The 12,804-nt window shown below is 63.3% G+C and carries 12 protein-coding genes; 11 read left to right on the top strand and 1 reads right to left on the bottom strand.

Features of this window, described 5'->3' with window-relative positions:
- Nucleotides 1-11: 11 nt before the first annotated feature.
- The 7 genes from ybeY to trmB all read left to right on the top strand — a co-directional run bounded on the left by ybeY (nucleotide 12) and on the right by trmB (nucleotide 6,591).
- On the top strand, nucleotides 12-512 hold the full coding sequence (gene ybeY / locus DBIPINDM_RS12270) for an rRNA maturation RNase YbeY (RefSeq protein WP_258585956.1): 501 nt from the start codon (nucleotides 12-14) through the stop codon (nucleotides 510-512).
- Between the two features lie 27 nt (nucleotides 513-539).
- Entirely contained in the window at nucleotides 540-1,634 is a 1,095-nt protein-coding gene (locus DBIPINDM_RS12265) for a hemolysin family protein (protein ID WP_258585955.1), read from the top strand.
- Between the two features lie 16 nt (nucleotides 1,635-1,650).
- Entirely contained in the window at nucleotides 1,651-2,121 is a 471-nt protein-coding gene (locus tag DBIPINDM_RS12260; RefSeq protein WP_258585954.1) for a VOC family protein, read from the top strand.
- Between the two features lie 159 nt (nucleotides 2,122-2,280).
- Nucleotides 2,281-3,870, top strand: coding sequence for an apolipoprotein N-acyltransferase (gene lnt, locus DBIPINDM_RS12255; protein WP_258585953.1), 1,590 nt, complete (start codon nucleotides 2,281-2,283; stop codon nucleotides 3,868-3,870).
- Between the two features lie 139 nt (nucleotides 3,871-4,009).
- A complete protein-coding gene (locus tag DBIPINDM_RS12250; protein WP_027047724.1) occupies nucleotides 4,010-4,429 on the top strand; it encodes a helix-turn-helix domain-containing protein in 420 nt (139 codons plus the stop codon).
- Nucleotides 4,430-4,596: 167 nt separating this feature from the next.
- A complete protein-coding gene (metK, locus tag DBIPINDM_RS12245; protein WP_258585952.1) occupies nucleotides 4,597-5,862 on the top strand; it encodes a methionine adenosyltransferase in 1,266 nt (421 codons plus the stop codon).
- Nucleotides 5,863-5,889: 27 nt separating this feature from the next.
- Nucleotides 5,890-6,591: a tRNA (guanine(46)-N(7))-methyltransferase TrmB gene (gene trmB, locus DBIPINDM_RS12240; protein WP_258585951.1), complete on the top strand. Its 702-nt coding sequence runs from the start codon at nucleotides 5,890-5,892 to the stop codon at nucleotides 6,589-6,591.
- A gap of 93 nt (nucleotides 6,592-6,684) precedes the next feature.
- Here the strand turns inward: trmB and DBIPINDM_RS12235 are convergent, their stop codons facing one another.
- Nucleotides 6,685-6,849, bottom strand: coding sequence for a hypothetical protein (locus DBIPINDM_RS12235; RefSeq protein ID WP_258585950.1), 165 nt, complete (start codon nucleotides 6,847-6,849; stop codon nucleotides 6,685-6,687).
- A 290-nt stretch (nucleotides 6,850-7,139) separates the two neighbouring features.
- Here DBIPINDM_RS12235 and rimP point away from each other — a divergent pair, with 290 nt between their 5' ends.
- Genes rimP through infB form a run of 4 tightly spaced genes read left to right on the top strand, consistent with a single transcriptional unit; the run spans nucleotide 7,140 to nucleotide 12,705 of the window.
- Entirely contained in the window at nucleotides 7,140-7,787 is a 648-nt protein-coding gene (gene rimP / locus DBIPINDM_RS12230) for a ribosome maturation factor RimP (protein WP_258585949.1), read from the top strand.
- 48 nt (nucleotides 7,788-7,835) lie between these two features.
- A complete protein-coding gene (nusA, locus tag DBIPINDM_RS12225) occupies nucleotides 7,836-9,431 on the top strand; it encodes a transcription termination factor NusA (RefSeq protein WP_258585948.1) in 1,596 nt (531 codons plus the stop codon).
- A gap of 38 nt (nucleotides 9,432-9,469) precedes the next feature.
- Nucleotides 9,470-10,120: an RNA-binding protein gene (locus DBIPINDM_RS12220; RefSeq protein WP_095198382.1), complete on the top strand. Its 651-nt coding sequence runs from the start codon at nucleotides 9,470-9,472 to the stop codon at nucleotides 10,118-10,120.
- Nucleotides 10,117-12,705, top strand: coding sequence for a translation initiation factor IF-2 (infB, locus tag DBIPINDM_RS12215; protein ID WP_258585947.1), 2,589 nt, complete (start codon nucleotides 10,117-10,119; stop codon nucleotides 12,703-12,705). The genes DBIPINDM_RS12220 and infB overlap by 4 nt, the downstream gene beginning before the upstream one ends.
- Nucleotides 12,706-12,804: the final 99 nt, after the last annotated feature.

Below are 12,804 nucleotides of genomic sequence, written 5' to 3'. Positions count from 1 at the left end.
GATGCGGCTTCATGCCTGAGGAAAAAATATCCGGCGACGGGAATCCCCCCGTCGACATCGATATATCGGTCGAAGCGGGCGACTGGCCAGATGAGGCCAGCCTGACGCGGCTGGTCGATCGCGCGGTTGGCGCTGCTTTTGCCGAGGCGGGTGTGACGGGCTCTTCCGAACTCAGCATCGTTTTTTCCGACGACGCCCATATCCGGACCCTCAACGCCGACTGGCGCGGCAAGGACAAACCCACCAACGTCTTGTCTTTCCCGGCTTTTCCGTTTGTACAAGGTGGCCCACTGCCGCCGATGCTGGGCGACATCGTGCTCGCCGCCGAAACGGTTTCACGCGAAGCGGCACTGGAAGACAAGCCGGTTCAGAACCATATCACCCATCTCGTCATTCACGGCCTGCTGCATTTGCTGGGCTACGATCACGAGACCGACACGGAGGCCGAGGAGATGGAGGCCATCGAACGCGCAGCGCTCGCAAGGCTTGCCATTCCCGATCCCTACGCGTAACTACATCTGACAATTGACCGGACGACGATGAACGACAAACCCGAAACTGCCGCCCGCCCCGACGCCGGCAGTGCGCCCAAGGCTTCCGATACGTCGGAAGAGGGATCAAGTCCGAGTACCGTTACCACTGGTGTTGCCAACACCGGCAGCGCTGCCAGCGAGCATTCGCCTGCCGGACCTTCCCTGTTCGACCGTGTTTTGGGCCTGTTCAGGCAACGCAACGGCACCAGCCTGCGTGAGGAAATCGCCGGCGCGCTGGCCGAGACGGCCAGTGACGCCGAATCCTTCTCGCCTGGCGAGCGCGCCATGCTCAACAACATCCTGCGGCTGCGCGAGGTGCGCGTCGAGGACGTCATGGTGCCGCGCGCCGACATCGAGGCGGTCGAGATCACCACGACGCTCGGCGATCTCCTGGGCACCTTCGAACAGTCCGGTCATTCCCGCATGCCGGTCTATTCCGAGACGCTCGACGACCCGCGCGGCATGGTTCATATCCGCGACGTGCTGGCCCACATCACCAAGCTCGCGCGCGTCAAGAAGGGCCGCACGACAAGGAAAACCCCTGTCGCCACGCAGCTGGATCTCGCCCAGGTCGACCTTGCGCGCACCATCGGCGAACTCAATCTGATCCGCCAGGTTCTGTTCGTGCCGCCCTCGATGCTTGCTTCCGACCTGATGGGCCGCATGCAGACGACGCGCACGCAGATGGCGCTGGTCATCGATGAATATGGCGGCACGGATGGGCTTGTCTCGCTCGAGGACATTGTCGAGATGGTCGTCGGCGACATCGAGGACGAGCATGACGACGACGAGCCGCTGATCACCCAGGCCGGCGACGGTGTCTTCATTGTCGACGGCAAGGCCGAGATCGACGAGGTCGCCAAGATGATCGGCGAGGATTTCGCCGCCGGCGAACATGGCGAATATGTCGATACCATCGGCGGCATGATCTTCAACACGCTCGGCCGCGTGCCGGCGCGGGGCGAGGTGGTGCAGGCCATTCCGGGCTTCGAATTCCATGTCCTCGATGCCGACCCGCGCCGCGTCAAGCGCGTGCGCATCGTGCAGAGCCAGAAGGGCGAACGCCGCCGGCGCGCTACCGTCCGCACCGAACAGGCGTGAGATTTCCGCTCGCCCGATGACGATCGACGACCCGTTCAAGCACGCAAGCCTGGGGTCCGGTGTCTTCTACAGGGATCCTCGTGCCGCGCTGGCGTGGCTCGAGGCGGCTTTCGGCTTCGAGCGCAGCATGGTGGTCAGCGATGCCGAGGGAAAGCTCGTCCATGCCGAGATGCGGTTTGGCGATTGCTATATCATCGTCGATTCCGAATGGAGTGATTATGTCGCGAGCCCGGCTTCGGTCTCGGGCAAGAATACGCAATCGGTCTATGTCAGGCTCAAGGACGGCCTGGATGCGCATTGCGAACAGGCGCGAGCGGCGGGCGCTGACATAATCCAGGAGCCGGCGGACCAGTTCTACGGCGAACGCCAGTACCGGGCCCGCGACCCCGAAGGCCATGTCTGGACCTTCACCCAGCCCATCCGTTCCGTGTCCCGCGAAGAGGCCGAGCGGTTAAGCGGTCTGCGCATTGACGGCTGGCACCGGTAGAGCAATTCCAGGAAAAGTGTGAAACGGTTTTCCGTCCGGAATTGCGTCCAAAAAAGATAGAGCGGCGATCGGGTCATCGCGGCTGACAGCCCGGCGTTTGGAGCGCGGGCCACGGCCTGATAAATCTTGCGTCCTGATTCGCGCGACTCGGAAGTATGCATGGAGCGCCTGGCCGGCCGGATAATTCTGCTTTGGGGTTGGCGGCGCGCGCTCGTGGCCTTTCTTGCCGGGGCGCTGGCGGTACTTGGCCAGGCGCCCTACGATTTTTTCGCCGCCTGCTTCATCTCGTTTCCGCTGCTGGTCTGGCTGCTCGACGGCGCGACCGGCGAGGCCTCCGGCAGCCTGTTCCGGCGCCTGCGGCCGGCCTTCGCCGTCGGCTGGTGGTTCGGTTTCGGCTATTTTCTCGCCGGTCTCTGGTGGATCGGCTCCGCGCTGCTGGTCGAGGCCGACGACTTTGCCTGGGCGCTTCCCTTCGCCGTGATCGGCATTCCCTTCGCGCTTGCCTTTTTCTACGGCTTCGCAACGATGGTCGCCCGGCTCCTGTGGAGCAGCGATATCGGCCGCATCGCCGCCCTTGCCTTCGGCTTCGGGCTGACCGAGTGGCTGCGCGGCTTCCTGTTCACCGGTTTTCCCTGGAATGCCATCGGCTACGCGGCGATGCCGGTGCCTCTCCTCATGCAGAGCGTGTCGGTGACCGGCATGATCGGCATGAACGTGCTTGCCGTGTTCCTTTTTTCACTGCCGGCGCTGCTGGCGGCGCGCCGGCATCTTCGCCTGGGCGCCGCTCTGTTCGTCCTGCTTGCATCAGCCCATGTCGGCTTCGGCTATGTCAGGCTTACCGCTCCTGAAAAGCCGGCAGAGCGCAGCCTGGATGTCCGCATCGTCCAGCCGGCCGTCGACCTCAGTGAAAAATGGGATGCCTCGGTGCGCGACCGCATCTTCGCCACTTTGCTCGGCCTGTCCGCCAAGGCGCCGGACCCCGGTCACGGCAAGCCACAACTCATTCTCTGGCCGGAAACCTCGGTGCCGTTCCTCTTCACCGAGCGCCCGGACGCGTTGACGGCGTTGGGCGACATGCTAGCCGACGGCCAGATGCTGATCGCCGGCGTCGTTCGCGAGGAAGGCGGGTCTGCGGCCGCCGACAGCCGGTATTACAATTCCGTGGTGGCGATCAACGACAAGGGCGAAATCGCTGACGCCGTCGACAAGGTCCATCTGGTGCCGTTCGGCGAATACCTGCCTTTCGCCGACCTGTTCAACCGTTTCGGCATCGCACAGCTTGTCGCCGGGCCGGTGACGTTCGCCGCTGGCAACGAACGCCACGCGATCAGGCTGCCGGGCGGCATCCGTGCCCTGCCATTTATCTGTTATGAGGTGATCTTTCCCGATCTTGTGGCAGTTGACGCTACGTCAGCGCAGCTTATTGTGAACGTTACCAATGATGCGTGGTTCGGGGACACGCCGGGACCGTATCAGCATTTCAGGCAGGCCCAGATTCGCGCGGTGGAGAACGGATTGCCCTTGCTGCGTGCTGCCAACAACGGCATCTCGGCCGTTGTCGATCCACACGGACGCATCGTCGATGCGTTGGCGATCGACGCGCGCGGAGCCATCGATGTGAAGGTGCCGATTTCCGGACAGACAGTCGTTTCCTCGGGCCAGCGGCGCATTAACGGAATGCTGATCATGTTGCTGTTTGCGCTGGTGGGAGCGCTGTTGAACGTAAGGCAAAGGCTACGGGTGAATTGACAGTCGACACATTAGAAACTCATACTGTATCGCCTGAAAATTTCTCGAAGCCGGTGGATCGTTCTGTTGGGGCAGTCGCCTCCGGCTTTGTTTGGGCGGGAAAAAAATCACAAAGCCGAAAAAATTCGGCGAGGAAAAAATGACAGAAGAAAACAAGAAGAAACCGAATCCCATCGACATCCATGTTGGAAGTCGCATCCGGCTTCGGCGCAACATGCTCGGGATGAGCCAGGAAAAGCTGGGCGAGAATCTCGGCATCACATTTCAACAGATCCAGAAATATGAAAAGGGCACCAACCGCGTCGGCGCCAGCCGGCTGCAGGCGATAGCCTCCATACTCGGCGTGCCCGTCGCCTTCTTTTTCGAGGATGCGCCGGGCCAGGAAGCTGTGGCCGGCCGTGGCTTTTCCGAGGATGCGTCGATGGCTTTCGCTGTCGAATTCTGCGGCAGTCCCGAAGGCCTTCAGCTCAACCGGGCCTTCGTCAAGATCGCCGACGTCAAGGTGCGCCGCAGGATCATCGACCTGGTGAAGTCGCTCGCCGCGGACGATCTCGACTGACCTCAATGCGCTGCCAACCGGCGGCATTCGCCGCCGGTGGCACAAGATATCGACATCGACAGTCGTGCCAGAATGGCGGCAACGCTTGACGAGCGACGCTTTGCCCCGCTAACACGTGGCGCGCCAAAATCGGCAGCCTGCCGATCGTTTTTCAAGAGGGGACACCCGTGACGCGGCAGAACTACTTCTTTACCTCGGAATCCGTTGCCGAGGGCCATCCCGACAAAGTCTGTGACCGGATCTCCGACGAGATTGTCGATCTGGTCTACCGTGAAGCCAAGAAGACCGGCATGGACCCGTGGAAAGTCCGTGTCGCCTGCGAGACCTTGGCGACCACCAACCGCGTCGTCATCGCCGGCGAAGTGCGCGTCCCGGAGACGCTGCTGAAGAAGGACAAGGCCGGCAATATCCTCAAGGATGCCGCCGGACATTCGATCATCAACCCAGCCAAGTTCAAATCGGTCGCCCGCAAGGCGATCCGCGAGATCGGCTACGAGCAGGCCGGCTTCCACTGGAAGACCGCCAAGATCGAGGTTCTCCTGCATGGCCAGTCGCCCGACATCGGCCAGGGCGTCGACAACGCCGCCGACCGCCAGGGCGAGGAAGGGGCCGGCGACCAGGGCATCATGTTCGGCTACGCCTGTCGCGAGACGCCTGACCTGATGCCGGCGCCGATCTACTACAGCCACAAGATCCTCGAACTTCTGGCCGCCGCTCGCCACGAAAACAACGGCGAGGCCGGCAAGCTCGGGCCGGACGCCAAGAGCCAGGTCACCGTCCGCTACATCGACGGCAAGGCCGCCGAGGCAACGCAGATCGTGCTGTCGACCCAGCATCTCGACGCGACCTGGGATTCGAAGAAGGTGCGCAAGGTCGTGGAACCCTACATCCGCGAGGCATTGGGCGACCTCAAGATTGCCGACGATTGCATGTGGTACATCAATCCGACCGGCAAGTTCGTCATCGGCGGCCCGGACGGCGATGCCGGCCTCACCGGCCGCAAGATCATCGTCGACACCTATGGTGGCGCTGCTCCCCACGGCGGCGGCGCCTTCTCGGGCAAGGACACCACCAAGGTCGACCGTTCTGCGGCCTATGCGGCGCGCTATCTGGCCAAGAATGTCGTGGCGGCGAAGCTTGCCGACCGCTGCACCATCCAGCTTTCCTACGCCATCGGCGTCGCCCAGCCTTTGTCGGTCTATGTCGACCTGCACGGCACCGGCAAGGTCGACGAGGCAAAGCTCGAGGACGCGCTGCGCACCGTGATGGACCTGTCGCCGTCGGGCATTCGCCGTCATCTCGACCTCAACAAGCCGATCTACGCCAAGACCTCGTCTTACGGCCATTTCGGCCGCAAGGCTGGCCGTGACGGGTCTTTCTCCTGGGAAAAGACCGATCTCGCCAAGGCGCTCAAGGATGCTGTCGCGGCCTGAGCGCCACGACAGACCCTGCGCCACCAGATGAGCCCGCAAGACAGGCCAAGCCGTGCGACCGAAGCCTTTTTCGGTCGCCGGCGCGGCAAGCCCGTTCGCCCGCAGCAGGCAGCGGCCCTGGAAAGCGGGCTTGGCGCCTACCGACTCGATCTGACGGCCGAAGCGCCGTCGGATCTGCGCACTTTGTTTGAAACTGATGTTTCGACTGTCCGGCTCGAGATCGGCTTTGGCGGCGGCGAGCATCTTCTGCACCGGGCCATCGAGGCGCCGACAACAGGCTTCATCGGCGTCGAGCCCTTCGTCAACGGCATGGCCAAGATGATGATGGCGGTGCGGGCAAGGCCGCTGGCCAATCTCAGGGTCCATGACGACGACGCCACCCGGCTGCTCGATTGGCTGCCGCCAGCCTCGCTTGACGGCATTGACCTTCTCTACCCGGATCCCTGGCCGAAGAAGAAGCACTGGAAGCGGCGTTTCGTCAGCCCGGTCAATCTCGATCGCTTCGCGCGCGTCCTGAAGGCGGGTTCAAAATTCCGCTTCGCGTCCGATATCGACACCTATGTGAACTGGACCTTGCTGCATTGCCGGGCGCATGGCGCCTTCGCATGGCAGGCCGCCGAAGCGGCGGACTGGCACCGTCCTTACTATGGCTGGCCGGGCACGCGTTACGAGGCGAAGGCCATTCGCGAGGGCCGGCGGCCCACCTATCTGACCTTTGTCAGGACGTAAGCGCCCCTAGAGCAGTTCCAGGAAAAGTGTGTAACGGTTTTCCGCCCGGAATTGCGTCAGAACAAAGAGTCTACGGCGCCTCTCGCCGGATTTTCAGAAACGGCCGATCCTGTTGAAAATAGCCGGATCCATGCCGAGTTTGTGCAGATCGTCGGCGCGCGGCTTGCGGCCGGCTTCCACGGCGCGCGACGCTGCGACCGCGCTGCCGAATGTGGTGAAGAGATTGCCCAAGGCGGAAAATATTCTGCGGTTGCTCATGATCTTGTCCTTTCGCGCGCCACCGCGCGCCGCTTCTGTTCGTGTCGTGGCTAACAAATAAGAGCGCCCTGCCGGCTCTCACAGGGGGATTGCCGCATGGCGGCCATGCGCCTGGAGCAATGCTGACGCTGTCAGGGCTTTTGCCGGCCCGCCACGGCGGGCTTGAAACACCGGCCATGTTCGTTTATATCAACCTCAAATTCTTGGTCGGTATGACGAAGAGTGGGTCCACCCGGTCCCGCTCTTTTTTATTACCTGCCGATAGGTCCGAAACGAACGACAGGTACTTGATGACTGCAACGGCAAGCGAAGGTGACGACCGCATCATCCGCGAAAGCGGCATCGATGCGCGCATTGCGCTGATCGTCCAACCGGTGCTGCGCGGCATCGGCTTTCGCCTCGTGCGCGTGCATCTGTCCGGCCAGAATGGGCTGACGCTGCAGATCATGGCCGAGCGCGAGGACGGCACCATGACCGTCGAGGATTGCGAAGAGGTCAGCCGCGCGGTGTCGCCGGCGCTCGACGTCGATGATCCGATCGAAAAGGCGTATCATCTCGAAGTGTCTTCGCCGGGCATCGACCGGCCGCTGGTGCGCAAATCGGATTTCGTGACCTGGACCGGTCATCTGGTGAAGATGGAAACATCGGTCATCGTCGCCGATCGCAAGCGCTTCAAGGGCAAGATCGCCGAGGCCGGCGAGAACGACGTGCTGATCGAGCGCGACAAGGCTGCCTATGGCGAGGAGCCGACGGTGCGCGTGCCCTACGACGCCATTGCCGAAACCCGGCTGATCCTGACCGACGACCTCATCCGCGATGCGTTGTCGAAGGACAACAGGGCGCGCAAGGAAGCCAAGAAACGTCGCGGCGAGCCGGACGACGACGTGCCCGAGGGTACGGAAGCGGACGCCACGGAAGAACACGAACAGGAAAGTTGATTGAGCTGCCGGGCGTAAAGTCCGGCAAACAGGCTCGGGAGAAAAAACATGGTTGTAAGCGCCAACAGACTTGAACTGCTGCAGATTGCCGACGCCGTCGCGCGTGAAAAGTCGATCGACAAGTCGATCGTCATCGCCGCCATGGCCGATGCGATCCAGAAGGCGGCGCGCTCGCGTTATGGCCAGGAAACCAACATCCGCGCCGACATCAACCCGAACACCGGCGAGATGAAGCTGCAGCGGCTGATGGAAGTGGTCGAAAAGGTCGACGACTACGCCACGCAGATCGCCATTTCCTCGGCCCGCGAGCGCAATCCCGACGCCCAGCTCGGCGACTTCATCGCCGAACAGCTGCCGCCGATGGATTTCGGCCGCATTGCCGCCCAGTCGGCCAAGCAGGTCATCGTGCAGAAGGTGCGCGAGGCCGAGCGTGACCGCCAGTACGACGAATACAAGGACCGCATCGGCGAGATCGTCAACGGCACCGTCAAGCGCGTCGAATATGGCAATGTCATCGTCGATCTCGGCCGTGGCGAGGCCATCATCCGCCGCGACGAGCTGATTCCGCGCGAGAATTACAAATATGGCGACCGCGTCCGCGCCTATGTCTACGACGTGCGCCGCGAGCAGCGCGGCCCGCAGATCTTCCTGTCGCGCACCCATCCGCAGTTCATGGCCAAGCTCTTCACCATGGAAGTGCCGGAGATCTATGACGGCATCATCGAGATCAAGTCGGTCGCCCGCGACCCGGGCTCGCGCGCCAAGATCGCCGTCATCTCGCGCGACAGCTCGATCGATCCGGTCGGCGCCTGCGTCGGTATGCGCGGCAGCCGCGTCCAGGCCGTCGTCGGCGAATTGCAGGGCGAGAAGATCGACATCATTCCGTGGTCGCCTTCGGCTGCCTCCTTCATCGTCAATGCGCTGCAGCCGGCGGAAGTCGCCAAGGTCGTGCTCGACGAGGACGCCGAGCGCATCGAAGTTGTGGTTCCCGACGATCAGCTGTCGCTGGCCATCGGCCGCCGCGGCCAGAACGTGCGTCTCGCCTCGCAGCTCACCGGCTGGGACATCGACATCCTGACCGAGGCCGAGGAATCCGAGCGCCGCCAGAAGGAATTCGTCGAGCGCTCCGCGCTGTTCATGGAAGCCCTCGATGTCGACGAGATGGTCGGCCAGGTGCTGGCCTCCGAAGGCTTCACCAGCGTCGAGGAAGTCGCCTATGTCGACTCTGGCGAAATCGCCTCGATCGACGGCTTCGATGAAGACACAGCTTCGGAAATCCAGACCCGCGCCCGCGAGTATCTGGAGAAGATCGAGGCCGAGCATGACGAGAAGCGCAAGGCACTGGGCGTGACGGACGAATTGCGCGAGATCCCCGGTGTCACCACCGCCATGATGGTGACGCTCGGCGAGGACGGCGTGAAGACCATCGAGGATTTCGCCGGCTATGCCGCCGACGACCTGACCGGCTGGAAGGAACGCAAGGACGGCGAGACCAAGGTATTCCCGGGCGTGCTCGCCAATCACGGCGTGTCGCGAGCCGATGCCGAGCAGATGGTTCTCAATGCCCGCCTCAAGGCCGGCTGGATCACCGAAGACGAGCTTGCAGCCGAAGAAGTCCCGGCTGACGAAGCCGTTGGTGCGTGAGGTGAAACCGCATCGCACAGAACCCGCCCTTGGACGAGATGAACGATCGCACCTGCATCGTCACCCGCAAGCAGGCCGAACCGGATGAACTGATCCGGTTCGTCGTCGGCCCGGATTCGGCCGTCGTTCCCGATCTCAAGAGAAATCTGCCCGGCCGTGGTTGCTGGGTGAGCGCCGACCGCCTACATATCGACAAGGCGGCGGCCAAGAACCTTTTTGCCCGCGCCTTCAAGGCACAGGTGGTTGTGCCGCCGGATCTTGGCGGCATGGTCGATGGGCTGCTTTCCAGATCCGCTCTGGGCATGCTGGGTCTCGCCCGCAAGGCAGGCGCGATTTCTCTTGGTGCCACCAAGGTCGAGAGTGCCGTGCGCGGTGGGCTGGCGCTTTTCGTGCTCCACGCGACCGAAGCGTCCGACGATGGCGTGCGCAAGATCAGCCAGGCGCGGCGGGCGACCGTCCATATTGGCGGCCCTTCCATCCTTGCCTACAAACTTTTCTCCGAGGCCGAGTTGAGCTTGGCATTGGGGGGCACAAATGTGATACATGCTGCCGTCCTCGCGGGAGACGCGGGTAAGGCGGTCCAGAAGCGCATGGTTGCGCTCGACCGATATCGGGGCGGTACCCCGGACGATCTGGCAATGCTTGCGGCCGTTGCTGACGAAGATGAGCCCGCAGAGGATATGGAATGAGCGATACGAAATCGGGCGACGACAAGACGTTGAGTGTTACACCGAAGAAGACCTTGACGCTGAAGCGCCCCGGCATGGAACAGGGCACCGTGCGCCAGAACTTCTCGCATGGCCGTACCAAGTCGGTCGTGGTCGAGACCAAGAAGCGCAAATTCTCCCTGCCCGGCGACAAGCCGGAGCCGGTTGCCGCTGCCCCTGTGCCTGTCTTCACGCCGAAGCCGCCGGTCGCCGCCGCGGCACCTGTAGTGCAGGAAGCGCCCAAGGCGGCGCCGCCTCCGCCTCCCCCGCCGCCTCCGGTCGAGCGCAGCGGCATGGTGCTGAACGAACTGTCGCGCAGCGAAATGGAAGCACGCCGCAGGGCGCTTGAGGGCTCGAAGGTCCGCGAGGTCGAAGACCGTCAGCGCGCCGCCGAAGAGGCCAAGCGCCGGGCCGAGGACGAAGAGCGCCGCAAGCGTGAGCGCGAAGAATCCGCGCGCCGCCAGGCCGAGGAAGAGGCGCGGTTGCAGACCGAGGCCGAATCGCGCCGCCGCGCCGAGGAAGAGGCACGCCGTCGCGCACCGCAAGCCGTGGAGCTGGCAACGGCGGACGAAGAGGAAGAGGTCAAGCCGAAGCGGGCAGGCGCCGGCGCGCCGGTGCGTCGCCTGGTCACGCCTGAAGTGGCGCGTCCGGCCAAGCCGACCAAGGGCGAGGAGGATCGTCGCCGTGGCAAGCTGACACTGAATTCCGCGCTTTCCGACGAGGATGCGCGGGCCCGTTCGCTGTCGTCGATGCGTCGCCGCCAGGAGAAGTTCAAGCGCGCGATGCACAATGAGCCGCGCGAGAAAGTCATGCGCGAAGTGATCCTGCCCGAGACCATCACCATCCAGGAACTGGCGCAGCGCATGTCCGAACGTGCGGTCGATGTGGTCAAGTTCTTCATGAAGCAGGGCCAGATCCTGAAGCCGGGCGACGTCATCGACGCCGACACGGCCGAACTGGTCGCCACCGAATTCGGCCACACGGTCCGCCGCGTTGCCGAGTCCGACATCGAGGAAGGCCTATTCAACATCGCCGACAATGCCGAGGACCTGGTGTCGCGTCCGCCCGTCGTGACCATCATGGGCCACGTCGACCACGGCAAGACGTCGCTGCTCGATGCGATCCGCAACGCCAATGTCGTCTCCGGCGAGGCTGGCGGCATCACCCAGCATATCGGTGCCTATCAGGTCGAGAAGAACGGTCAGAAGATCACCTTCATCGACACGCCCGGCCACGCCGCCTTCACGGCGATGCGTGCTCGCGGCGCCCAGGCCACCGACATCGCCATTCTGGTGGTGGCGGCCGATGACAGCGTCATGCCGCAGACGATCGAATCGATCAGCCACGCCAAGGCGGCCGGCGTTCCGATCATCGTGGCGATCAACAAGATCGACAAGCATGACGCCGATCCGCAGAAGGTGCGCTCCGAACTGCTGCGCCATGAGGTCTTCGTCGAATCCATGGGCGGCGAGGTGCTGGACGTCGAAGTATCTGCGACCAAGGGCACCAACCTCGACAAGCTGCTCGAGGCGATCCTGCTGCAGGCCGAAATCCTCGACCTGAAGGCCAATCCGGACCGTACCGCCGAGGGCGTCGTCATTGAGGCGCAGCTCGACAAGGGCCGTGGCCCCGTTGCCACCGTGCTGGTGCAGACCGGTACCTTGATGCCCGGCGACATCCTCGTTGCCGGCAACGAATGGGGCCGGGTGCGCGCGCTGGTCAACGATCGCGGCGAACAGATCAAGGAAGCGCCGCCGGCGATGCCGGTCGAGGTGCTCGGCCTTCAGGGAACCCCGCAGGCCGGCGACCGCTTCGCCGTGGTCAACAACGAGGCCCGCGCCCGCGAGATCACCGAATATCGCCAGCGTCTGGCGCGCGAGAAGGCGGTGGCCAAGCATGCCGGCCAGCGCGGCTCGCTCGAACAGATGATGTCGCAGTTGCAGACGAGCGGACTGAAGGAATTCCCGCTGGTCATCAAGGGCGACGTGCAGGGCTCGATCGAGGCCATCAACGCCGCGTTGGACAAGCTCGGCACCGACGAGGTGCGTGCGCGCATCGTCCATGCCGGCGCCGGCGCCATCACCGAAAGCGATGTCTCCCTGGCGGAAACGTCTGGTGCGGCGATCATCGGCTTCAACGTTCGCGCCAACGTGCAGGCACGTGCCGCGGCCGCGGCCGCGGGCATCGAAATCCGCTATTACTCGATCATCTACAACCTCGTGGATGATGTGAAGGCGGCTCTGTCGGGCCTGCTATCGCCGGAGCGTCGCGAGACCTTCATCGGCAATGCCGAGATCCTCGAGATCTTCGACATCACAAAGGTCGGCAAGATCGCCGGCTGCCGCGTCACCGAAGGCAAGGTCGAGCGCGGTGCGGGCGTGCGCCTGATCCGCGACAATGTCGTCATCCACGAAGGCACGCTGAAGACGCTGAAGCGCTTCAAGGACGAAGTTTCGGAAGTCCCGGGCGGCCAGGAGTGTGGCATGGCCTTCCAGAACTACGAGGATATGCGCGTCGGCGACGTCATCGAGTGCTTCCGCGTCGAGATGGTCACCCGCACGCTCTGAGTTCGAGTGACTTGTCCATGCCAGGCGGTGGTCAAATGACCGCCGCCTGGAGTTTATTGTGAAACTACGCATCGTGCTTTTCGAAACCGAATTCGATTT

The organism is Mesorhizobium sp. AR02, from assembly GCF_024746835.1.
Taxonomy (GTDB): Bacteria; Pseudomonadota; Alphaproteobacteria; order Rhizobiales; family Rhizobiaceae; genus Mesorhizobium.
This window is presented reverse-complemented; position numbering and strand designations above follow the sequence as displayed.